The sequence below is a fragment of the Neobacillus sp. DY30 genome, assembly GCF_030123065.1.
Classification (GTDB): domain Bacteria; phylum Bacillota; class Bacilli; order Bacillales; family Cytobacillaceae; genus Neobacillus.
On record NZ_CP126093.1, the window covers coordinates 5,200,413 to 5,222,746 of the forward strand.

Genomic DNA, 22,334 nt, shown 5'->3' on the forward strand with positions numbered 1-22,334 from the left:
AGTATTACCTACTTAATCGTATTAAACAATTGCATTGAAGTCCATTTATCTGCTTAATTTAGATGTTGAGTTACAATTTTCACATATTTGCCAATGGTTGCCGGTGAGATATCGTACCGTTTGGCAATTTCTTGCTGTGATACTTTTTCATTGCTTGCCTTGTACCAGACATATTCCATTGCACCTGCCCAAGCCCGCTTGTTGTTCAAGTTAATCTCTGACTTAGACAATTCTACAAACACGGAAAACCACATTAAATATAAACCTGATTCAACCGTTCCGATTGGCTGATGTTTTTCATATAGGACCTCGGCAATTTCCTGTGCATCGAGTATCGCTGAAGGAGTACCTGATTTTATTAAAGAAACATAACTTTTTTCTAATGTTGTAAGCTTTTGATTTTGATAAAAACGTTTGGAAGTAAAGATTTCTTCTGTTTTACCAGAGACAGAAGCCAGGAATAAAGCAAATAATCGCTCTTCCATGTAATCACTTTCTAGTTTTTGAAAAATAGATCCCGAATGATCCTCGAACCCATTTGCAATTGGTTTTTCCACATTCCATGGTTCAAACCCTTCCTTATCAGGGGTATGCTCAAGGACAACCTTCCAAATGCTTTTTGCAAAGTTTTCTCGTCCTGTAAAATAAGCTGAGTAGGCTAACCAATAGTAAAATGGACCGTCGCCTTCAAAACCTTTTTTTTGCAGCTTTTTCAGCCAAAAATAGGCTGGTTCATACTCACCAATTAAGGCAAAGGTTGCACCTAATTTAAATTGATGATCAATAAGCATAGGCTGAATTTTCTTTAACGATTCCATTAAACGTGTGACAGCTTTAGTTTTACCCTGATAATGGGCAAACACTAGCCTATTACACAACGCATGAAGATTTCCTGGATTTCTTTCTAACACATCATCAAGAATGGATTCTGCTTTTTTTGTTTTGCCTAAGTAAAAATAAGCAAGAGCTAAATTATTATAGGCAGACCAATATTCAGGATATGCTTCCACAACATCGTTTAACAGTTCAATCGCTTTTGGAAAATAACCTGATTCCAATAAATCACGAGCCTGTTCCTGCTTAATGATAAGATCGTCCTGTTCATAAAGCTCATCTTCTAACCCCTCTGCCTCAAACGATAACAGCTCTAGAAGGTCTTGTGTATCTTCAATAAAATCACCATTTGGATCCAATTCTAAATACAAATTTGCGTGATGATATGCATCTTTAAATAAACCCATATGAGCATAATTATTTGCTAAAAAATAATGACATTCTGCCATATCTTCATCAAGATCTTCAAGGATTAAATGCAAGAGTCGATTAGAATTTTCAAACTCACCAAGTTCCGTTGAAACTATGGCAAGCTGACAGGTTATCATCGGTTCACCCGGCTCCAGCTGCATCGCCCGCCCGAGATACTTTTTAGCTTTTTTAAAATCACGGCGATGGTATGCCTTAATACCCTTCGTGAAATAATATTCCCCAGTCGGAACAAATGACAGGATCTTTCCCTTTTGAATTCTTGCTTTCGAATCTTTAACCATGGAGACCTCCATCTATACAATAAACTAACTTATGTAGTATACCACAACCAAAGCCCGTACGAGAAGGGTTAGAAGCAATTCCAGCACAATGGAAGATATTCCAAATATACAAAAACACGCTGCATAACAGCGTGTTTTTGCATATTTGGTGCCTGTCACCGCAGCAGCGGTGACAGGCACCAAAGTGATTTCAATTTATCTTTTATGTCTTTCTTCTAATGTTTTTAATACTTCTTTAAATGGCAGGCCTTGTTCCACTAATAGTACTTGCAGGTGGTAGAGGAGGTCGGCGGCTTCCCATTTGAGTTCTTCTTTGTCGCGGTTTTTGGCGGCGATGATGACTTCTGATGCCTCTTCACCGACCTTTTTCAGGATTTTATCGACGCCTTTTTCAAATAGATAGGTAGTATATGCTCCCTCTGGGCGTTCTTTTTCCCGTTCGATTATCAATTTCTCTAATGACTGCAAAATCTGGTAGTCTGCAAGACTAGAAGCAGCTCTTTCTGTAACAATACCTTCTGTGAAGCAGCTGACAGCTCCCGTATGGCAGGCTGGTCCTTTAGGCTGGACGAGAACAAGGACTGCATCCTGGTCACAGTCATATTTTACACTAATGACAGACTGAGTGTTACCGCTCGTTGCACCTTTATGCCATAACTCCTGTCGAGAACGGCTGTAGAACCAAGTTTCCCCCGTTTCCAGCGTTTTGGTCAGAGATTCCTGATTCATATATGCTAGCGTTAATACCTCTTTAGTGTCTGCATCCTGGACAATGGCAGGCACAAGTCCTTTTTCATCAAATCGAATATTCATCGCACCGTCACTCCTCTCTCTAGCAAATAACTTTTTACTTCATGAACTGAAGTTTCTTTATAATGGAAGATAGAAGCTGCAAGCGCTGCGTCGGCCTTTCCATTTACAAACGCCTCCTCAAAATGAACGGCGTTTCCAGCACCGCCTGAAGCAATCACCGGTATTGTTACTGCTTCACTGACTGCTGCAGTCAGCTTCAGGTCAAATCCATTTTTTTCGCCATCGCTATCCATGCTTGTCAATAAAATTTCACCTGCACCTAATTCAGCTGCTTCTTTTGCCCACTCAATGACCTTTCGATCGGTTGGTGTCCTGCCGCCATGTGTATATACTCGCCATGTTCCAAGTTCTTCATCGTACTTCGCGTCGATGGCGACAACAATACACTGTGTCCCAAAGTAGCCGGCTCCCTCAGAAATAAGCTTAGGATTCACTACAGCAGCCGTATTTAATGATACCTTGTCGGCTCCAGCACGGAGAATTCGTTTCATATCCTCCAAGGAATTAATTCCGCCTCCCACTGTAAAAGGAATGGCAAGCTCCGAAGCAACCGCCTTAACCACTTCTACCATAGTTTTCCGCCCTTCAACAGAGGCTGAAATATCAAGGAATACCAGTTCATCGGCTCCTTGTTCATCATAAAATCTGGCCAATTCCACAGGGTCTCCAGCATCACGGAGCTGAACAAACTGAATACCCTTCACAACTCTCCCTTCTTTTACATCAAGGCACGGGATGATTCGTTTTGTTAATGTCATTTTCCCACCTCATCCAGCGCTTCTTTCAATGTAAAACGGTTCTCATAAAGAGCCTTGCCAACAATTGCTCCTCTAACCCCTTCCGCATTAAGAGCGCGCAAATCTGCCAAACTGCTCACACCGCCAGACGCAATGACAGTTTTCCCCGTAACCTCAGCCATTTCACATACAGCAGCAATATTAGGTCCAGAAAGGGTACCATCCGTAGCAATGTCAGTAAAAATAAATGTCTCCGCGCCCTTATCAGCAAAGCGTTTGCTCAATTCAACAGCTTTCACTTCTGAAGTATTCAGCCAGCCATGGGTAGCAACATAGCCATTTTTCGCATCAATCCCCACAACAATTTTCCTGCCGTACTTCTGAATCATGTCAATCGCAAATTCAGGATTTGATACAGCAATACTCCCAATAATTACACGAGTAATGCCATTTTCTAAATAATGAAGGATGTCCTCTTCGGAACGGATGCCCCCGCCAATTTGGACATTTACATTGAGCTGCTTAGCTGCTTCTATTACGAAGCGATCATTAACCCTTTTTCCATCCTTAGCGCCGTCCAGATCAACCATATGTATCCATTCTGCTCCATCTGACGCAAACGCTCGCGCCATATCGAAAGGAGAATCGCCATAAATGGTTTCCTTATCATAATCACCTTGGAGGAGGCGTACGCAATTCCCGCCGCGCATATCAATTGCCGGATAAATTGTAAGTGTCATCGTACTGCCTTCCTTTCCTCAACCAATTTTAAAAAATTATTCAGCAGTGCCATTCCAAGCTTGCTGCTTTTTTCAGGGTGAAATTGCATTCCAAATATATTATCTTTGCCAACAACGGCAGAAACTTCTTCATGATAATCGGCTTTTGCCAACAGTGCTTCCGAGTTGTCTGCACTTACATAGTATGAATGAACAAAATAAACATAATCTTCTTCTAAACCATCCAATAGCGGTGATGATTTAACAAACTCAAGTTTATTCCAGCCCATATGGGGTACTTTGTATGTCTCACCTGAAGCATTTGTGCCAGAAAAACGTCGTACATGACCAGGTAATAAACCAAGACCTTTCGTAAACCCATTTTCATCACTATCTTCAAACAATAGCTGCATACCTAAGCATATCCCAAGAAGTGGTTTTCCACTTGCTGCAAACTCCTTGATGGTGTCTGCCTGTAATACTTCCATCGCGTCCCGGAATGAACCAACGCCTGGAAGTAATAATCCATCAGCGCTTAGAAGCTCTTCGCGATCACCTGAAATAAAATAATCAGCATTCAACCTCTCTAATGCCTTGCTGACACTAAAGAGATTACCCATACCATAATCGACAATACCAATCATCTATAACATCCCTTTCGTAGATGGAACTCCTTTGATGCGAGGGTCAATGGTTGTTGCTTCGTCAAGCGCACGGCCTAGTGCTTTGAAAACAGCCTCAATCATGTGATGTGTATTTTGACCGTAATGAACAATGACATGAAGGTTCATGCGAGCCTCAAGGGCAAGCTTCCATAAAAATTCATGAACCAGCTCTGTATCAAACGTACCTACCTTAGCACTTGGGAACTCAGCTCTCATTTCAAGGTGCGGTCGATTACTCAGATCAACCACTACTTGTGCTAATGCCTCATCCATTGGAACGAATGCATTTCCATAGCGTTTAATTCCTCTTTTGTCGCCGAGTGCTTCTCGTAATGCCTGTCCTAAGACAATTCCGATATCCTCTGTAGTATGATGATCATCTACCTCGATATCCCCATTAGCATCAACAGTGAGGTTAAATTGTCCATGTTTCGTGAACAAATCGAGCATGTGGCTCATGAATGGAACTCCTGTTTCAAGTTCGGATTTTCCTTCGCCATCTATATCCAGCGATAAACTGATTTGGGTTTCATTTGTTTTTCGTTCAATGCTTGCATATCTTTCCATGGAAGAGCCCCCTAGCTAAAATATTATTGATTTTTAAGCCTTAACTCAACTGCTCGCGCATGTGCTTCTAGACCTTCCATGCGGGCAAATTTAGCGATTTTTTCTCCATTTTCTTTTAACGCTTTCTCACTGTATATAACTACACTTGATTTTTTTTGAAAATCATCCACATTCAATGGACTTGAAAAACGTGCAGTCCCATTGGTTGGCAGGACATGATTAGGTCCTGCAAAATAATCACCTACTGGTTCTGAACTATAACGCCCAATAAAAATAGCACCTGCATGCCGGATTTTCCCAAGCAGTTCGATCCCATTTTCAGTTAAGATTTCAAGATGCTCTGGTGCCAGCTGGTTAACTGTTTCAACAGCTTCCTCTAAGGATGAAGTCACATAAATGACACCAAAATCGGCAATTGACTTCGAAGCTATATCCTTCCGAGGCAATTCGGCTAATTGTTTCTCTACTTCTGCCGCCACTTCTTCAGCCAATTGTGGAGAAGGAGTAACAAGGACACTGCATGCACGCGGGTCGTGTTCTGCTTGTGATAACAAGTCAGCAGCGACTTCATCTGCACGGGCAGTATCGTCAGCAATAATCGCTATTTCACTCGGCCCCGCAATCATATCGATATCAACATCACCGAAAACCTCTCGTTTAGCCAATGCGACAAAGATATTGCCAGGTCCTGTAATTTTATCAACAGCTGCGATCGACTCTGTTCCATATGCTAGAGCACCAATGGCCTGTGCTCCGCCTACTTTATAGATTTCTTTCACCCCGGCTTCCTTCGCAGCAACAAGTACAGCTGCTGGAAGTTTTCCCCCACTGTCTGGTGGTGATACCATAACAATTCTTCTCACCCCAGCCACTTGAGCAGGAATGACATTCATCAGTACCGAAGATGGATAAGCCGCTGTTCCTCCAGGGACATAAACTCCAACAGAATCAAGCGGTGTTATTTTTTGGCCGAGTATACTGCCATTTTCTTCGGTGGTCATCCATGAAGGCCGCAATTGTTTTTCATGAAATCTTCTAATATTATCAGCAGCTTCTCGAACAATCGAGATAAATTCAGCATCTATTTTCCCATAGGCTTCATTTATTTCACTTTCAGTAACCAAAAAGGAATCTAATTTTATCCGGTCAAATTTTTCCGTATAATCACGTAAGGCGTTATCCCCTGAGGACCGAATGTCCGAAATGATCTCTTTAACTACAGCTAACTGTTCCGTGGTACCCGATTCAATTGAACGTTTAATTGAAACAAGGTCATTCACTTTTACGATTTTCATACTATTTTACCTCCAAGGAGACAACTGTGCTTAACCTTGTCACTAATTCGTTTATACGTTCGTCCTTAATCCGGTAACTAACAGGATTAACGATAAGCCTTGATGTAACATCTTTAATTCTTTCATATTCAACAAGCCCATTTTCAACAAGCGTTCTTCCCGTGGAAACAATATCGACAATTCGATCTGCTAATCCGATTAATGGCGCAAGCTCAATTGAACCATTTAATTTAATGATTTCGACCTGTTCACCTTGCTCGCGGAAATATGCAGCAGCCACATTAGGATATTTTGTTGCCACTTTTGGCGCCACATCGTTCATTGCCGTCCCGGGCAGGCCGGCAACAGCCAGGTAGCAGGCACTGATTCTTAAATCTAGCAATTCGTATACATCTCGTTCTTCTTCAAGTAATACGTCCTTACCAGCTATACCGACATCCGCAACCCCATGCTCCACATATGTAGCTACATCCATCGGCTTTGCCAAAATAAAACGCATGTCCTCCGCGTCAACATCGAGGATTAATTTTCGCGAATCATCGAATTCAGGAGGCAGTGAATATCCTGCTTTTCGCAATAACTCCAACGCTTCTTCAAAAATCCTGCCCTTCGGCATCGCAATTGTTAGTTTTGTATTCATCTTAAGCCCCCCCAATTAGAAAGGTGGTATTGGCAAACTTCTTCGTAAATGCATCCAGATTCTTCACACCATTAATATCCTGCAGGACAATTTTCTTTCCTTCACCCTTCATGGTTTCAGCCAATTGAAAGGCTTCCTTTCGCCGTTCCTGGCTAAAAAAGATACATTCAACTGTATTCGTTACTTCTAGTGAACCCATTGCCTCAAGCAGTTTATCAAGCCTTACCGCGAAACCAGTGGCACTGGCCTGTTTCCCAAACTTCTCAATCAACCCGTAACGGCCGCCATTCCCAATCGGAAAGCCGACATTACCGGCATAAACCTCAAATAAAATCCCAGAATAATAACTCATATGGCTGACTATCGTAAAATCAAATTTCACATAGTCCTTAAGACCGTAGTCTGAGATTACTTCCCACAATTCCTTCAGCTGTAGAAGTGATTCTTTTCCATAGCCATCTTCAACAATATCAAGTGCCTTTCCAATTACCTCTTCGCCGCCTCTTAATTCCAGCAGCTGCAGCAGCCTTTTTTTATCAATAGATGATAGCGAATAAGAGTTCACTTGCTCACGATATCCAACAAAGTTCTTTTCATATAAAAACCGTCTGAGTGCGTTGGCACGTCCATTGGTTCCTAAAATTTGCTTAAATAATTCCTGTGCAAAGCCAACATGTCCTACTGAAACTTGAAATTGACTCAGCCCTGCCTTTTTTAACGAAGATACAAGCAAGGCGATAACCTCGCCGTCGCTTGAAACGGTATCGTCATTTATATATTCCACACCAATTTGCTCAAACTCGGCGGGTCTTCCGCCTTCTCGCTGCTGTGCACGGTATACATTTCCGGCATAGGCCAAGCGAAGCGGCAGATCGTTCTCTAACAGGCGTGAAGCGGCCACCCTGGCAATTGGTGATGTCATATCCGGCCTAAGTACAAGCGTATGTCCATCTTTATCGAGTAATTTAAAAAGCTCCGAGTCCAGTATCGCAGAGGCTGTTCCCACGGTTTCATAGTATTCCAGGGTAGGTGTTTCAATAAATTGATATCCCCACTGTTTGATGGCGTCTTCCATAAAAGTGCGTACACGGTGCTTTTTTTCATATAGTTCCGGAAGCGTATCTCTCATGCCTAAAGGCTTTTCAAACATAAATAAACGGCTCATTTCAATCATCCTTTATTTTCAGAATCCTTTAGTTCGCTAATATGCTAATAAATTAAAGTTTACCTTTTTGGGAAATTTTCGTCAACTGAAAACTGATTATTCCCCATTTATTATGTAAAAAAAAGCCAGGTACAACACCCCAGCTCAATAATTCGTTATTTATTTTTACTATATATCGGGTCTTCGGCCCATCGTTTTTCCATTTCTTCTTTAGTATAAATGACCCGCATAGGGTTGCCGCCGACAAATGCACCAGCTGGGACATCTTTATGGACGAGTGTTCCGGCAGAAACGATGGCGCCGTCACCAATCGTTACGCCAGGCAGAATAGTTGAATTCGCTCCAATCATCACTTCACTGCCAATATCAACAGGACCAAGACGATACTCTTTTATCAAATATTCATGTGCAAGGATTGTTGTATTATAGCCAATGACCGTGTTGCGTCCGACACTGATTTTCTCAGGAAACATTACATCGAGCATCACCATTAACGCGAAGGACGTTTGCTCGCCGACCTTAAGTCCTAAAAAAGTACGGTATAGCCAATTTTTCATTCCTAAAAAAGGAGTATAACGTGCCAATTGGATGAAAATGAAATTCCTGACCACCTTCCAGAAAGGAACGGTTTTATAAACATGCCATAAGGAGTTAGCCCCTTCAACAGGGTAGCGGGTCGTATTCCTCATTCTTATTCCTCTCCGAGAATCGTTAATAAATCCGTCATGTTCTCTAACATGTAATCTGGTTCATATTTTGCCAGATAATCTCTTCCCTTAATCGTCCAAGCAACTCCCGCTGTTTTCGTACCTGCATTTTTCCCGGCAAGTACATCGTGAAAATTATCCCCCACCATTAAGGTTTCTTCTGGCTTTGATTCTAACTTTTCAAGCGCCAAAAAGATTGGTTCGGGATCTGGCTTCACTTTTTTCACGTGATCGTAAGCAATCATAACATCAAAAAAGGGATCTAGTTTCATCAAGCGAAGTCCTTTAAAGGCAACATCCTCACGTTTTGTCGTTACGATTGCCAGTTTATATCCTTTTTTCTTTAATGTCTCGATCGTTTCCATCACGCCGACAAATTCTTTTACAAGTAGATCATGATTCGCTAAGTTGTAAGTGCGGTATTCTAAGATCATTTCCTCAACCCGCTCAGGATCCATATTCCCAAAAACTTCATGTAGGGTTGGACCTAAAAAAGGCAGGACATCTTCCCTTCCATATTTGCCCGGATAGTATTTTTCAAGTGTGTGCAAATAAGTAGAAATAATTAAATCATTCGTATCAATTAATGTTCCATCTAAATCAAATAAAATGGTCGTAATATTACTTTTCATATGTTGGTTGTGCTCCCTTTCTGCTCAAAATGCCTGACCGTTTCCAAATGAATCCAACGATCAAAGTTAAGATAATGGCTACACCCAGCCGGATTAAAAACAGCGGCCAGACTGGAATACCCAGCGGAATAAAAATCAATGTATCCTCCACTACCGCATGGCAGGCCATGAGAAAAAGAAAAGCGAGTGTTAAATCCTTTTTACTAACTCCATCTTCCTCCACTGCCTGGATCACCACTCCTGCACCGTAGGCAAGCCCAAATAATAAGCCTGCTGCCATCGTAGTAGAAGTATTTTCATGCATTCCAAGACTCCGAGTAATAGGAGACATTCCATTAGAAAATTTCTTCAGCCATTGCAAATCCTTTAAGATTTGAATGAAAATCATCAGCGGAATAACAATCATTGCTAACTGGAGGATTCCAAGTCCCGCTTTTTCAATTGCGGTGAGTAAGATCGCACCTATTCCCGTAATCTGTTCCTCAGCCTTTGCCTGGATGAGACCATATTGAGCGGTTTCGCTTCCTCCATGCCAAACAAGGTTAATCACGATTGCGGAGGCAAATGCAAGTCCCAGACGTGTAACCAATACAAGCCAAAGCTTAATACCCACCTTTAGAGCAACGCCTGATTCAATAATTAAATTATGAGAAAATGAGAGCATAACAGCTAATATAAAAACTTCCTTCACTGTTAAATCAAGTGTTAAAATCGCACCAATGGCAGCATATAGGTTTAGGAAATTCCCCAAAACCAGCGGAATTGCGGCGTCTCCTGACAAACCAAACAGCTTCATAATTGGCGCAATCAATTTAATTACCCAAGGCAAGATAGGTGTATACTGCAGCACTGCTACAATAAGGGTTACTGGAAAAATAATTTTCCCCAAGGTCCATGTTGTTTTTATCCCCACCTGAAAACCCTTTTTTATCGAGTCAACCATTTCTCCACAATCTCCTTCTAGTGCGTAAATGCTTGATTGTTTTTATCTAAGTATCTGTCTTTTGCTAGATTCTTTTTTCGGCGGTATATCATGATGATTACAGCACCGAGAATCAATGCAATGGAAATCGTTTGTGCCATGCGAAGACCGCCAAGCATTAAACTATCTGTTCTTAAGCCTTCAATAAAGAAACGGCCAATTGAGTACCAAATAACATATGATAGGAATAGCTCTCCGCGGCGCAGGTTTACACGTCGGAGTAAAATCAATAAAATAAACCCTAAAATATTCCAAACTGATTCATATAAAAAAGTTGGATGATAATAAGCGCCATTTATATACATTTGATTAATAATAAATTCAGGCAGCTGCAGATTTTCAAGGAAAGCTCTAGTTACTTCGCCTCCGTGGGCTTCTTGATTCATGAAGTTGCCCCATCGGCCGATGGCTTGACCCAGAATAATACTTGGTGCAGCAATATCGGCAATTTTCCAAAAAGAAATTCCGCGTTTTTTTGCAAAAACATATGTGGTTAGAACGGATCCAATTAAAGCTCCATGGATCGCAATTCCTCCATTCCAAATCTGAATGATTTGTCCTGGGTGCTCGGTATAATAATCCCATTCAAAAATTACATAATATAAACGGGCGGAGAGGATAGCGATCGGAATTGCCCAAAGCATTAAATCCGCAAACGTATCCTTTGGAAGTCCTCTCTTATCTCCTTCCCGAATAGCTAAAAACAGTGCCAATGCTAAGCCGCAGCCAATAATAAGGCCATACCAGTGTACTTGAATTGGTCCTAAGCTAAATGCAATCGGATCAAGCGGCTGAATAGTTGATTCCATACGATTTCTCCTTTTATTGAACTTGGCTGTGTTAGAATAGGCTGTTGATTTGCGCTCCAGGCGCTACGCTTTCCGCGGGCTCGCCCGTGAGCCTCCTCCGTCGTTCCGACCTGCGGGGTCTCACTCAGCTCGTTCATCCCGCAGGACATTGAATTTTCTTCCTCGAATAGGCACCGCACGAAGAAAATGCGATAGCATTTTCGAGGATCGAGCGCCTTCCACTCCAATCAACAGGTTCTAAATTCAACAGTATCCATTAATACAGCCATTAAATTATTCCTCATGGTCTCCATCCTCAATGACATCGGATAAACGCTCTGTAAATTGCTGCGCAGCATTTACACCCATTCTCTTTAAGCGATAATTCATTGCAGCTACTTCAATGATGACAGCAAGGTTTCGCCCTGGACGAACGGGAACTGTAATCTTAGTAACGTCTGTATCAATAATTTTCATCTTTTCCTCATCTAAACCAAGACGGTCGTATTGCTTTGCAGCATCCCAGATTTCGAGGTTGATGACCATCGTAATCCGCTTATTACTGCGTACAGCACCCGCGCCAAAAAGAGTCATGACATTAATGATGCCTAGACCGCGGATCTCTAATAAATGCTCAATTAAATCTGGCGAGGTTCCAACAAGCGTATCTTGGTCTTCCTGACGAATTTCAACACAGTCATCAGCCACCAGGCGGTGCCCGCGTTTAACAAGCTCCAATGCTGTTTCACTTTTACCAACGCCGCTTTTTCCAGTAATCAGAACACCAATTCCATAAATATCTACTAAAACTCCATGAACAGCTGTTGTTGGTGCGAGTTTACTTTCTAAGAAGTTGGTTAGACGACTTGAAAACCGAGTTGTTTTCATGTTTGAACGCAGCACTGGAACAGATTCACGCTCTGAGGCTTCAATAAGCTCTTGCGGTATATCCAGACCTCTAGTAACGATGATTGCAGGGGTTATGTCTGTACATAAACGCTCCATTCTTGAGATACGTTCATGTTCTGGTAATTCTGAATAGAAGGAAAGCTCTGTTTTTCCTAATAGTTGAATTCGTTCCGCAGGGTAATATTCGAAATATCCTGCCATTTCAATTCCAGGTCTTGAAATATCGCTTGTCGTAATCGGACGATTTATTCCCTCTTCACCGCTAATCAATTCCAGCTGGAATCTTTCATAAATATCCTTCGTACGTACCTTTGGCAAAAGTTTTCCTCCTTACCTGAAAAGCATAAAGCACCCTTGGCGCGGCAGCTTGACAGTTATCATCGTAAAAATTTGTTTTAATTTCTTCTTATTTTAGCACTATTTAATTTATTTTCATAACCAAATAGAAGGTTATTCGTTTTCATATAATCTTTTTTTATCGGAAAAATAAATAATAGTGCAGTACACAACTGGTATAGACAACTAAACCAGTTAAAGCTATAATATTTCATAGAGGTCATACTTTGAAATGGAGATGAAGATGTTGAGCCTACTATTGATGGTTCATGGCAAGGCAGTACTCGAAAATAAAGCGGCAGAATCAATCTATATCTTTATAGAGAATGGAAAAATTCAAGAGATTGGTCCTATTCATGCCCTTCCTGCTCATTTAAATAATGTAGAAAAAATTGAAATTGCAAAGGACCAACATGTTGTTCCAGGCTTTATAGACGTGCATATCCATGGAGCAGCAGGTGCTGATACGATGGATGCGACCATTGAGGCGTTGGAAACAATGGCTAAAGCACTCCCAGCCGAAGGCACCACCAGCTTTTTAGCAACAACCATCACACAAAAACACGAAAGTATTGAAAAGGCCTTAAAAAATGCAGCCAATTATCTAACAGGTCATAATGATGCTGGTCAAGCAGATGTACTCGGTGTTCATTTAGAGGGTCCCTTTATTAATAAGAAACGCGCCGGCGCACAGCCGAAAGAATACATTATCGATCCTGATATTGAATTATTTAAGTCCTGGCAAGAACTAGCTGAAGGCAGTATTAAACTAGTAACTGTGGCTCCTGAACTAGAGAATGGGACAAACTTTGTCCGCTATTTGCATGAAAATGGGGTTATTGCTTCCATTGGGCATACCGATGCTGTTTACGAGGAAATGAAAAAAGCCGTCCAGGCCGGTGCAAAACAAGTGACACATTTGTTTAATGGCATGCGCGGGATACATCACCGTGAACCAGGCGTCGCGGGGTCAGCTCTTATTTTTAAGGAGCTAATGGTTGAACTGATTGCAGACGGAATTCATGTACACCCTGAAGTTATGAAGTTTGTCATCGACGCGAAAGGAACAGAGGGCATGATCTTGATAACAGACGCTATGAGGGCAAAGTGCCTTAAAAACGGTGTCTATGATCTTGGGGGACAAGATGTTTCGGTTGCAGATGGAAAAGCACTTCTAGCCGACGGAACACTGGCTGGCAGTATTTTAAAAATGAACGATTCTATTAAAAATATAATGGAAGCCGCAGAGATTACACTAACAGAGGCTGTTCAAATGGCAAGTGTGAATCCTGCTAAACAATTAAACGTCTATGATCGAAAAGGCAGTATTTCGGTAGGAAAAGATGCGGATATAACAATCTTATCGAATGAATATCAAGTTGAAATGACGATTTGCCGTGGAGAACTAGCATATAAAAAGGGGTAATGACATGAAACTAATTCGTACTGAAAATTATGAAGCGATGAGCTTAGAGGCCGGAAAAATTATTGTTGATAAAATCCGATCTAACCCAAGCCTTACGTTAGGATTGGCAACTGGAAGCACACCTAAGGGACTTTATAAGTACTTAATAAAGGAACATCAGGAAAACGGCACCTCCTATAAACAAGTAAAATCGGTAAATTTAGATGAGTATAGCGGACTGCAGGCACATGACCCAAACAGCTACCATTATTTTATGAGACAGAATTTGTTTAATCATTTAGACATCAGCGAATATGAAACTCATATACCAAATGGGGCGGCCCGTGATTTAGAACAAGAATGTATCCGTTATGAACAGCTAATACAAGAGCTGGGCGGGGTTGACCTTCAAATTTTAGGCATTGGACAAAACGGACATATAGGTTTTAATGAACCAGGTACTCCTTTTTCAAGCCGGACACATATCGTCACACTAGCTGAAAATACTAGAGAAGCAAACTCTAGATTCTTCAACTCTCTTGCAGAAGTGCCGACACATGCCATAACAATGGGCATCGCTTCGATATTAGACAGCAGAGAAATTCTTCTGCTGGTTTCTGGAGAAAAAAAAGCAGAAGCATTACTCAAGTTTATGAATGGAGAAATTAGCGAAGATTTCCCGGCTTCTGCCTTAAAGCACCATCAAAATGTCACTGTTATCGCTGATAAAGATGCGTTAAAATATATCTAGTACTTTTCGCAAGGAGTGTTTGGATGATAAATAAAAATTCACCGGTTCCCATCTATCATCAACTAGAAGAGTACATTAAACAACAAATCGAGAGTGGTCTTTTAATGGAAGAGGCTGTCATTCCTTCAGAAAGGGAATTTGCTGAAAGATTCCAAATAAGCCGCATGACAGTCAGACAAGCCATCAACAATTTGGTTTCAGAAGGCTATCTAAATCGACAAAAAGGCAAAGGGACCTTTGTTAGTAAAAAGAAGGTTGAACAAGAACTTCAGGGAATGACGAGTTTTACCGAGGATATGTTATCAAGAGGAATGAGCCCAAGCAGCACTCTTTTATCCTTTCAAATCATTCCCGCTGATAAAAAAACGGCACTTGACCTTAGAATAGAAGAGAATGACTCTGTTTATAAAGTTAAGCGGATTCGTTTAGCAGATGGTGCCCCAATGGCATTAGAAACGGCCTATATTCCAGTTGATCTCGTTCCCGGGCTGACAGAGGAAAACAGTAATCTTTCTCTCTATCAATACATTGAGGAACATCTATCCCTGTCCATAAGTGAAGCGAAACAAGAAATTGAAGCTTCTATTGCAAGCAGTCATGACGCGGAAGTCCTTGGAATTCATATTGGGGATCCCATCCTCTTGATTGAACGGATATCTTATTTACAAAATGAAGTTCCATTTGAGTTGGTTAAATCTACTTTTCGGGCAGACCGGTATCGTTTTGTTCATACAATGAAACGTTAAAAAAGCAAATGGCGTAACCATTTGCTTCTTTTTTATTCCTTTTTGGATTTAAGTATTGTATTATTCAAAACCAGTGTGACAATCGACATAATCACCGCGGCCAGCAGTGCCATTCCAAACCCTGCAATTTCAAACGAATCACCCATTAAGTAATCGGTTATTTCTAGGGTGATCGCATTAATGACAAACAGAAAAAATCCTAATGTTAAAACCGTTGCCGGCAAGGTTAAAATAACTAAAATCGGGCGAACGATGATATTTATGATTGATAGTAAAACACTTGCTGTAATGGCAGCCGCAAAGCCTTCTAGAACAAAACTTTCAGAAAAATAACCCGCTATTGCCATGAACAATATCGCATTTACTAAAATTCCAATCAACCATCTCATTTACCTTAGTCTCCTATTAATTGGTTACCTCATCGGATTTATGAAGTGTAATCGATCCAGTTTTTGTATCGACAAATATCTTTAACATGCGGTCAGGATGATGGACGGATTGAAAGCGAAGCATCTTTTGGATCATTTCACTTTTTTCCTCTAGAACCTGAATTCCATCAAGCTTAATATTAAAGCCGCCCAAATTTGTCTTTAACTCCCCGCTGGCAGCCACTCCATCAGGAATAAACAAATCAACCCCGCCCGTAGTCGCTTTTGCTGCAATTAATTCACAGCGATTTCCGGTAAGGTTATAAGTAGTATTCCCATTTAATGTTTGTGTTTCTACCTTTCTAAAATCTCCATCAAGTTTTATCGCACCATTGATCGTTTCAACCTCAAGAATATCTATGATACTGGTATCTAAGGTAATATGGCCATTGGCTGTTTCGACTTCTGCCTTTTTTCCGTTTAAGCGTGAAAGTTCGATTTTTCCATTCGCTGTTTTCATCCGAAGATCATTAATCGTTAATTCTTCCCCCGAAATTGGACCATTAAACATTCTAACGCGAACCCGTTCATATTCCGCTAGAGGAACATAAACCACTGCGTCAACCTTCATCCATTTCTGCTGTGTCATGAACCGAAGCTTTTGACCATCTATGGCAAACAATACATCTTTCAAAAAGTTTTCTCGAGCTTGGTCAGTGTTTTCTACACGGTACACCTTTGCCTGACACTCGATTCTCACATCGTTCTGATCCCAAGGAACAAGTTTTAATGAACCGTTCGCAAGGTCAATATCGATATCGCGTAAGTATACATCGCCCTGATGAAAGATGTGGGAGATTTCTACAGAGTGGCCAAAATTCAAATCAAAATCAAGATCTTTTATTTTTTTAAAAGCGGTGTCGACAAAATCAATAATCTTTTCCTTTGTTGAGTGAACTTTGTTTTGTGACGATTCTCCCTTTTTTGCCTCTTCAAACTTAACGGCACTTGAAATCTCATGTGCAAATTGTTCCTGCTTCTGTTCCATCGTTTGACCAGCTTTTTCAAGCTCCTCTAATAATGTCAAGGCTTCGTCAACCTTTAGCTTTCCTTCTTCCACCATTTTTAAAATCCTTTTACGTTCTTCCTTCATGTCATCCACCCCAATAAATGTAATCTATAAATCCTATTCCATCATCAAGGCTTTTACGCCTTTTATCACATTCCAGATCGTAACAATTAGACTAACCAAGACCATAATTCCTGCTGTCACGAGTGTAAAAACAGGTATTCCTTCATTGTTAATGGTATTTATATCACTAAAAATAGCGAATATTAGTAGCGGTGCTGGAATCAGTGGTATCAAATGAGATAAGAATGCTTTTTTTGCATGGCTTTTTGTGATATCATCCCCAGAAGCAAACATGACAACAAGTGGAAAAAGAATACCTGCAAAGAAAATACTAAAGTAACATAATCCTGAAAGTACTTTTCTAGTATCCATCATCGATCACTCCCCTTACTCGTTATTTACGTATTTAGTTAAAGAAAGATTCAATTTTTTTACAAATAAAAAAAGCCAAAACACAAGGTTTTAGCTTTTTCCGATTGTTTCTTTTTCATGTATTTGTTCTTTCATTCGTAACCGGTCACGCTCTAAGATGGGCTTTAAGTATCTGCCTGTATACGATTCAGGTACTTCAGCGACCTTTTCCGGTGTGCCAACTGCGACAATTGTACCACCTTTGTCTCCACCCTCTGGTCCGAGATCAATGATATGGTCCGTCGCTTTGATTACATCTAAATTGTGCTCGATAACCAGTACGGTATCTCCATTTTCAACGAGTCGCTGAAGAACACCTAATAATCTAGAAATATCGTCTACATGAAGTCCTGTGGTCGGTTCATCTAAAATGTAGAAAGATTTCCCGTTCGAACGCTTATGAAGTTCAGAAGCCAGCTTCACACGCTGTGCTTCCCCTCCGGATAAGGTGGTAGCAGGCTGACCGAGTGTAATATAACCTAAACCTACATCTTTAATGGTTTGCAGTTTTCGATGGATTTTAGGAACATTCTCAAAAAATTCAACTGCAGCTTCGACGGTCATATCCAAAATTTCTGAGATACTCTTTCCTTTATACTTCACTTCTAATGTTTCACGGTTATAGCGTCTGCCTTGGCAAACTTCACATGGTACATAAACATCAGGCAGGAAATGCATTTCGATTTTGATTATTCCATCACCACGGCATGCCTCACAGCGGCCGCCCTTTACATTAAAGCTAAAACGTCCTTTTTTATATCCCCGGACCTTTGCTTCATTCGTTGTCGAAAACAAATCACGGATATCATCAAATACTCCGGTGTACGTAGCCGGGTTAGACCGCGGCGTTCTGCCAATTGGTGATTGGTCAATGTCGATGACCTTATCTAAATGCTCAATACCTAAGATATCCTTATGTTCACCAGGCTTTGTTTTAGCACGGTTAAGCCTCTGGGACAGTGTTTTAAGTAGGATTTCATTGATTAAGGTACTTTTTCCTGATCCAGAAACACCTGTTACAGCTATAAACATTCCAAGCGGAATCTTTACATTCACATTGCGCAAATTATTTTCAGCAGCACCCTTTATTTCGATATACCTTCCATCAGACTTACGGCGTTCGAGTGGCAGCGGAATAAACTTTTTACCAGCTAAATACTGCCCTGTTAGCGAATTAGGATCAGCCATTACTTCTGCAGGTGAACCAGCTGAAATGATTTGTCCGCCGTGGACACCGGCACCTGGACCAATATCGATTAAATAATCTGCCGCCAGCATGGTATCCTCATCATGTTCAACCACAATTAAGGTGTTTCCAATATCCCTCATGTTTTGAAGTGTTCCGATTAAGCGGTCATTATCACGCTGATGAAGTCCAATCGATGGTTCATCTAAAATGTAAAGAACCCCGGTTAACTTAGAACCAATCTGAGTTGCCAAACGAATCCGTTGTGCTTCTCCGCCGGAAAGGGTTCCGGCTGCACGGCCTAAGCTTAAATAGTCAAGTCCTACATTCATAAGGAAGCCGAGGCGCTCGTTAATTTCGTTTAAAATTAACTTAGCAATTTGATGTTCTTTCTCGGATAAAGTTAGATCAGTAAAGAAGTGGTGAGCTTCTTCAATGGATAACCCTGTTATTTGAGAAATATGGCGACCTGAGATAAGCACGGCTAAAGTTTCTTTCTTCAACCGATGACCTTTACAAACATGGCAAGGCTGCTCCCCCATATATTTCTCCATTTGTTCCCGAATCCAATCCGAGCTGGTCTCTTTATAACGGCGTTCTACATTCCGTATGACTCCTTCAAATTCAATATGACCTTCCCGGGTCTGACCAAAATCATTTTCATAGCGGAAATAGATTTTATCACCTTTAGAGCCATAAAGAACTTTATCTATAAGGTGTTTAGGAATATCTTTAAACGGCATATCCATGTCGATCCCATAATGATTGCAAACTGCTTCAAGCAGCTGCGGATAATATTGCGAGCTAGTTGGCTCCCATGGAGCAATGGCATGCTGTTTCAATGTTAATTCCTTATTTGGAATGACTAAATCAATATCTACCTCAAGCTTCGACCCAAGCCCATCACACTCGGTGCATGCACCAAATGGGCTATTGAACGAGAACATTCGCGGTTCTAATTCACCGATCGAAAAACCACAATGCGGACAGGCATGGTTCTCGCTGAAAAGAAGCTCTTCTTCACCAATAACATCAACAATTACCTTTCCTTCTCCGAGCCTTAAAGCAGTTTCAAGAGAGTCAGCAATCCTCGCTGTAATCCCTTCTTTCACAACAATACGGTCGATGACAACTTCAATAGAATGCTTTTTATTTTTATCTAGAACAATTTCATCACCAAGATCGAGCATTTCACCGTTAACACGGACACGAACGAATCCTTGTTTTTTTATATCTTCGAAAACCTTCACATGCATTCCTTTGCGTCCTGAAACAACTGGAGCGAGTATTTGCAATTTTGTCCGCTCAGAATATTCCATGATACGGTCTACCATTTGTTCAATCGTTTGCGAGGAGATTTCGATATTATGGATTGGACAAGTTGGTCTGCCGACACGGGCAAAAAGTAAACGCAAGTAATCATAAATTTCCGTCACCGTCCCTACTGTTGAGCGAGGGTTCCGGCTTGTTGTTTTTTGATCGATTGAGATTGCTGGAGATAATCCTTCAATAGAATCAACATCTGGCTTATCCATCTGCCCTAAGAATTGTCTTGCATAGGCAGACAGTGATTCAACGTAGCGACGCTGTCCTTCTGCGTAAATCGTATCAAAAGCAAGCGAGGACTTTCCAGAACCAGAAAGTCCCGTTAAAACAACAAGCTTATCTCTCGGAATGGTGACATCTATATTTTTTAAATTATGGGCTCTGGCGCCTTTAACAATCAATTTATCCATCGCCATGGTTACGTCATCCTTCCGCTTTTAACTCTAATAATAAATCACGAAGCTCAGCAGCCCGCTCAAAGTTAAGCGCCTTTGCTTCTTCTTTCATTTCTTTCTCCATGGTCGCAATTAGCTTATCTCTATCCTTCTTCGACATCTTACCGAAGGCGGCAGCTGGTTTGTAGTCCTCCTGCTCCTCGGCAGCATGTGTCGCGCGAATGACATCACGAATTGCTTTTTGAATCGTCGTAGGTGTAATTCCATGCTTTTTATTATATTCTTCTTGAATCGCTCGACGGCGCTTCGTTTCACCAATCGCCAATTCCATTGAATTCGTCATTTTGTCTGCATACATTATGACGTGCCCATTGGCATTACGGGCTGCACGGCCAATCGTTTGGATTAAGGAACGTTCTGAACGCAGGAAGCCTTCTTTGTCAGCGTCGAGAATCGTAATGAGCGAGACCTCAGGGATATCAAGTCCTTCTCTCAAGAGGTTGATTCCGATGAGAACATCATACTTCCCTAATCGCAGCTCGCGAATGATTTCTATCCGTTCAAGCGTTTTTACTTCAGAGTGTAAATATTGGACCTTGATCCCAATTTCTTTAAGATAATCCGTTAAATCCTCCGACATTTTCTTCGTCAATGTCGTAACGAGAACACGTTCATTCTTCTTCACTCGCTCTTGAATTTCTCCAATGAGGTCATCAATTTGCCCTTCAATTGGACGAACCTCGATGGTTGGGTCTAATAATCCAGTCGGCCGGATGATTTGTTCAATCATATCCGGTGTATGTTCAAGCTCAAAAGGACCTGGTGTAGCCGAAACAAAGATTGCATTATGAATATGCTTTTCAAATTCATCAAAGGTCAATGGCCGATTATCAAGTGCTGAAGGCAGGCGAAAACCATGGTCCACAAGAACCTGTTTTCTTGCTTTGTCTCCATTAAACATTCCTCTAACCTGAGGTAAAGTAACATGCGACTCATCAATAACTAACAGAAAATCTTCAGGAAAGTAATCAAGCAGAGTATACGGTGTAGAACCAGCAGGTCTAAGAGTTAGATGGCGTGAGTAATTTTCGATTCCTGAACAAAAACCCATTTCACGCATCATCTCAAGATCATAACGAGTACGCTGTTCGATCCGCTGTGCTTCGAGCAATTTATTTTCCTCACGCAGCTCTTCTAACCGATCCTCAAGTTCCTTTTCAATGTTCTCAATGGCTACCCGCATTTTTTCTTCTCTTGTTACGAAGTGGGAAGCTGGGAAAATGGCGATATGATCGCGTTCACCAATAATTTCCCCTGTTAAGGCATCGACTTCACGAATACGATCGATTTCATCACCAAAAAATTCAATCCGAACGCAATGCTCATCACGTGATACAGGGAAAATCTCCACCACATCTCCACGAACCCGGAACGTACCACGCTTAAAATCAATATCATTCCGTTCATATTGGATATCAACCATACGGTGCAGCAGTTGGTTCCGTTCAATTTCCATACCAGTCCGAAGTGAAACGACCATCTCACGGTATTCCTCCGGAGAACCGAGACCATAAATACATGAGACACTCGCAATGATAATGACATCTTTCCGCTCAAATAAGGCGGATGTTGCCGAGTGCCGAAGTTTATCAATTTCATCATTGATACTTGCGTCTTTTTCAATAAATGTATCTGTCTGCGGAACATATGCTTCCGGTTGATAATAATCGTAGTAGCTGACAAAGTACTCTACTGCATTGTTAGGGAAAAACTCCTTAAATTCGCTATAGAGCTGCCCTGCTAATGTTTTGTTATGTGCAATCACAAGTGTTGGTTTATTTACCTCTTTAATCACATTGGAAACAGTAAACGTCTTACCTGTCCCAGTGGCACCAAGCAATGTTTGATAGCGCTTGTTCTCTTTGATTCCTTCAACTAACTGTCGAATTGCCTCAGGCTGGTCGCCTTGAGGTGAGTATTTCGAAACCAATTCAAATTGATCCTTCACTGATTTTCCTCCCGATAAATAATCATTTTCTAGCAAGAAAAACGTGCAAGTTGACCGGGACGGTGCTAGAAAATGTATCCTGAAATTCTAATAGTATCATTCTA

22 protein-coding genes are annotated in these 22,334 nt (G+C 41.2%); 3 read left to right on the forward strand and 19 right to left on the reverse strand.

Annotation, left to right across the window (positions count from 1 at the left end; translation table 11 throughout):
• Positions 1 to 53: 53 nt before the first annotated feature.
• The 14 genes from QNH29_RS25790 to hprK form a co-directional block, all read right to left on the reverse strand.
• The gene (locus tag QNH29_RS25790; protein ID WP_283862112.1) at positions 54 to 1,547 is read right to left on the reverse strand and encodes a tetratricopeptide repeat protein; all 1,494 of its coding nucleotides are present in this window, start codon (positions 1,545 to 1,547) and stop codon (positions 54 to 56) included.
• A 195-nt stretch (positions 1,548 to 1,742) separates the two neighbouring features.
• On the reverse strand, positions 1,743 to 2,360 hold the full coding sequence (gene hisIE / locus QNH29_RS25795; protein ID WP_283862113.1) for a bifunctional phosphoribosyl-AMP cyclohydrolase/phosphoribosyl-ATP diphosphatase HisIE: 618 nt from the start codon (positions 2,358 to 2,360) through the stop codon (positions 1,743 to 1,745).
• The gene (hisF, locus tag QNH29_RS25800; protein WP_283862114.1) at positions 2,357 to 3,118 is read right to left on the reverse strand and encodes an imidazole glycerol phosphate synthase subunit HisF; all 762 of its coding nucleotides are present in this window, start codon (positions 3,116 to 3,118) and stop codon (positions 2,357 to 2,359) included. The genes hisIE and hisF overlap by 4 nt, the downstream gene beginning before the upstream one ends.
• The gene (gene hisA, locus QNH29_RS25805; protein WP_283862115.1) at positions 3,115 to 3,837 is read right to left on the reverse strand and encodes a 1-(5-phosphoribosyl)-5-[(5-phosphoribosylamino)methylideneamino]imidazole-4-carboxamide isomerase; all 723 of its coding nucleotides are present in this window, start codon (positions 3,835 to 3,837) and stop codon (positions 3,115 to 3,117) included. The genes hisF and hisA overlap by 4 nt, the downstream gene beginning before the upstream one ends.
• Positions 3,834 to 4,460, reverse strand: coding sequence for an imidazole glycerol phosphate synthase subunit HisH (hisH, locus tag QNH29_RS25810; RefSeq protein WP_283862116.1), 627 nt, complete (start codon positions 4,458 to 4,460; stop codon positions 3,834 to 3,836). The genes hisA and hisH overlap by 4 nt, the downstream gene beginning before the upstream one ends.
• A complete protein-coding gene (gene hisB / locus QNH29_RS25815; RefSeq protein WP_283862117.1) occupies positions 4,461 to 5,048 on the reverse strand; it encodes an imidazoleglycerol-phosphate dehydratase HisB in 588 nt (195 codons plus the stop codon). It lies immediately after the preceding gene.
• Between the two features lie 23 nt (positions 5,049 to 5,071).
• Entirely contained in the window at positions 5,072 to 6,343 is a 1,272-nt protein-coding gene (gene hisD, locus QNH29_RS25820; RefSeq protein ID WP_283862118.1) for a histidinol dehydrogenase, read from the reverse strand.
• A 1-nt stretch (position 6,344) separates the two neighbouring features.
• Complete coding sequence (gene hisG, locus QNH29_RS25825) at positions 6,345 to 6,983, reverse strand: ATP phosphoribosyltransferase (RefSeq protein WP_283862119.1); 639 nt, start codon at positions 6,981 to 6,983, stop codon at positions 6,345 to 6,347.
• Between the two features lies 1 nt (position 6,984).
• Positions 6,985 to 8,148 (reverse strand): ATP phosphoribosyltransferase regulatory subunit, encoded by a 1,164-nt coding sequence (locus QNH29_RS25830; protein ID WP_283862120.1) that lies wholly within the window; start codon positions 8,146 to 8,148, stop codon positions 6,985 to 6,987.
• 155 nt (positions 8,149 to 8,303) lie between these two features.
• Positions 8,304 to 8,837 carry an acyltransferase gene (locus QNH29_RS25835; RefSeq protein WP_283862121.1) on the reverse strand — a complete coding sequence of 178 codons (534 nt, stop codon included), beginning with the start codon at positions 8,835 to 8,837 and terminating at the stop codon, positions 8,304 to 8,306.
• A gap of 2 nt (positions 8,838 to 8,839) precedes the next feature.
• Positions 8,840 to 9,487: a pyrophosphatase PpaX gene (gene ppaX / locus QNH29_RS25840; RefSeq protein WP_283862122.1), complete on the reverse strand. Its 648-nt coding sequence runs from the start codon at positions 9,485 to 9,487 to the stop codon at positions 8,840 to 8,842.
• Positions 9,477 to 10,430, reverse strand: a complete 954-nt coding sequence (locus QNH29_RS25845; RefSeq protein ID WP_283862123.1) for a nucleoside recognition domain-containing protein — start codon at positions 10,428 to 10,430, stop codon at positions 9,477 to 9,479. The genes ppaX and QNH29_RS25845 overlap by 11 nt, the downstream gene beginning before the upstream one ends.
• Before the next feature lie 17 nt (positions 10,431 to 10,447).
• Positions 10,448 to 11,278: a prolipoprotein diacylglyceryl transferase gene (gene lgt / locus QNH29_RS25850; protein ID WP_283862124.1), complete on the reverse strand. Its 831-nt coding sequence runs from the start codon at positions 11,276 to 11,278 to the stop codon at positions 10,448 to 10,450.
• A 273-nt stretch (positions 11,279 to 11,551) separates the two neighbouring features.
• Positions 11,552 to 12,484 (reverse strand): HPr(Ser) kinase/phosphatase, encoded by a 933-nt coding sequence (gene hprK / locus QNH29_RS25855; protein WP_283862125.1) that lies wholly within the window; start codon positions 12,482 to 12,484, stop codon positions 11,552 to 11,554.
• A gap of 265 nt (positions 12,485 to 12,749) precedes the next feature.
• Here hprK and nagA point away from each other — a divergent pair, with 265 nt between their 5' ends.
• Genes nagA through QNH29_RS25870 form a run of 3 tightly spaced genes read left to right on the forward strand, consistent with a single transcriptional unit; the run spans position 12,750 to position 15,404 of the window.
• On the forward strand, positions 12,750 to 13,928 hold the full coding sequence (gene nagA / locus QNH29_RS25860; protein ID WP_481858845.1) for an N-acetylglucosamine-6-phosphate deacetylase: 1,179 nt from the start codon (positions 12,750 to 12,752) through the stop codon (positions 13,926 to 13,928).
• 4 nt (positions 13,929 to 13,932) lie between these two features.
• Entirely contained in the window at positions 13,933 to 14,658 is a 726-nt protein-coding gene (gene nagB / locus QNH29_RS25865; protein ID WP_283862127.1) for a glucosamine-6-phosphate deaminase, read from the forward strand.
• Between the two features lie 23 nt (positions 14,659 to 14,681).
• Positions 14,682 to 15,404 (forward strand): GntR family transcriptional regulator, encoded by a 723-nt coding sequence (locus tag QNH29_RS25870; RefSeq protein ID WP_283862128.1) that lies wholly within the window; start codon positions 14,682 to 14,684, stop codon positions 15,402 to 15,404.
• Positions 15,405 to 15,436: 32 nt separating this feature from the next.
• Here the strand turns inward: QNH29_RS25870 and QNH29_RS25875 are convergent, their stop codons facing one another.
• The 5 genes from QNH29_RS25875 to uvrB form a co-directional block, all read right to left on the reverse strand.
• A complete protein-coding gene (locus QNH29_RS25875) occupies positions 15,437 to 15,793 on the reverse strand; it encodes a phage holin family protein (RefSeq protein ID WP_283862129.1) in 357 nt (118 codons plus the stop codon).
• Between the two features lie 16 nt (positions 15,794 to 15,809).
• Positions 15,810 to 16,925, reverse strand: coding sequence for a DUF4097 family beta strand repeat-containing protein (locus tag QNH29_RS25880; protein ID WP_283862130.1), 1,116 nt, complete (start codon positions 16,923 to 16,925; stop codon positions 15,810 to 15,812).
• 33 nt (positions 16,926 to 16,958) lie between these two features.
• Positions 16,959 to 17,279, reverse strand: a complete 321-nt coding sequence (locus tag QNH29_RS25885) for a magnetosome magnetite crystal formation protein family (protein WP_283862131.1) — start codon at positions 17,277 to 17,279, stop codon at positions 16,959 to 16,961.
• A gap of 87 nt (positions 17,280 to 17,366) precedes the next feature.
• Complete coding sequence (gene uvrA / locus QNH29_RS25890; protein ID WP_283862132.1) at positions 17,367 to 20,243, reverse strand: excinuclease ABC subunit UvrA; 2,877 nt, start codon at positions 20,241 to 20,243, stop codon at positions 17,367 to 17,369.
• 7 nt (positions 20,244 to 20,250) lie between these two features.
• A complete protein-coding gene (gene uvrB, locus QNH29_RS25895) occupies positions 20,251 to 22,230 on the reverse strand; it encodes an excinuclease ABC subunit UvrB (RefSeq protein WP_283862133.1) in 1,980 nt (659 codons plus the stop codon).
• Between the last annotated feature and the right edge of the window lie 104 nt (positions 22,231 to 22,334).